Source organism: Bacillus sp. GMs2/2, from assembly GCF_050172095.1.
GTDB classification, from domain to species: domain Bacteria; phylum Bacillota; class Bacilli; order Bacillales; family Bacillaceae_G; genus Bacillus_A; species Bacillus_A cereus.
Genome location: NZ_JBNLYE010000668.1, coordinates 1 through 1,388, shown reverse-complemented (window position 1 = coordinate 1,388; position 1,388 = coordinate 1). Strand labels below are relative to the sequence as shown.

Sequence of the window (1,388 nt, the reverse complement as noted above, 5' to 3'; positions counted from 1 at the left end):
GTAATCCAAATACTAAAGTACACCCATGTCCTTAACGGTAAATTTAGCATTAAAAACACACAGCATACAATTGCAACGCATGGTAATACAGGTACAAAAGGTACCATAAATCCACGTTTTAAATTTGGGTGTGATTTACGTAGAATAATAACTGATAGACAAACTAACGCAAACGTCACCAAACTACCGATATTAACTAAATTAACTAATTCTTTCAAATCAATAAACCCAGCTATTATAGAACTCCCTATTCCTGCCAATCCAGTTATAAAAGTGGGTGCTCCAGTTTTCTTATTAACTTTCGCAAATGATTTCGGTAACAATCCATCACGACTCATTGCAAAGAATACTCGTGTTGCCGCATACATATTGGAAAAAATAACAGCCATAAGGCCAATTACAGCACCTGCAGCAATTGCACCAGCGACTTTTCCTTGTCCTACAACTTCCATTACATAAGCCATCGCCTCAGGAACATTTAATTCTTTATAGGAAACCATTCCTGTCATAACAAGACATACCATAACATAAATAATTGTACATATGATTAATGATGCAATAATACCGATCGGAAGATTACGTTTCGGATCTTTTACTTCTTCTGCTGAAGTTGCTAATATATCAAAACCCGTAAAAGCGAATAAAATAGCTGCTCCACCCGTAAAAACTCCACTTAAACCGTATGGTGCAATTGGTATCCAGTTTATTGGTTTTACATAGAATATACCAACCGTAATAAACAACAAAATCATTCCAATTTTAATCAATACCATTGTATTATTGATTCGTTTACTTTCTCTCGTACCACGGGATAACATCCATGCTAATATCAATGTAATGATTACTGCTGGTAGATTCACAATACCACCATGCGAAGGAATCGTTACTAGAGCTTTAGGTATCTCTAATCCAAATCCCTTTATTAAATTGTGGAAATAGCCTGTCCATCCAGCAGCGACAGCCGCTGTTGCCACGATATATATTAATAGCAATGACCAACCTACTAGATGAGCAACAAACTCACCAATTGTTGCATATGAGTATGTATATACACTACCAGACGCCGGGAGTGTAGAAGCAATTTCCGCGTAACATAATGCTATAAATCCACATATAATTGCTGCAAGTATAAATGAAAAAACAACTGCTGGGCCAGCATTTCTTGCTGCTACTAATCCAGTTAACACAAGAACGCCCGTTCCAACTATCGAGCCTACCCCTAACATAATTAAATCAAATGCTCCTAATGTTTTCGTTAAAGTCTTGCTTTGATTATGCTCTAACAATTGTGTAACGGATTTCTTTTTTAGTAAATTACTCATATTTTCTGTATCCCCTTTAAAATAAGGTTTATTCTTCTCGTTAGTGTTGTATATAAATTTACTTAG

At 35.7% G+C, this 1,388-nt stretch carries 1 protein-coding gene; it reads right to left on the bottom strand.

Annotation, left to right across the window (positions count from 1 at the left end):
* A partial coding sequence (locus ACQGS6_RS28490) for an amino acid permease (RefSeq protein WP_426966029.1) occupies positions 1-1,322 on the bottom strand: 1,322 nt, incomplete at its 3' end.
* Between the last annotated feature and the right edge of the window lie 66 nt (positions 1,323-1,388).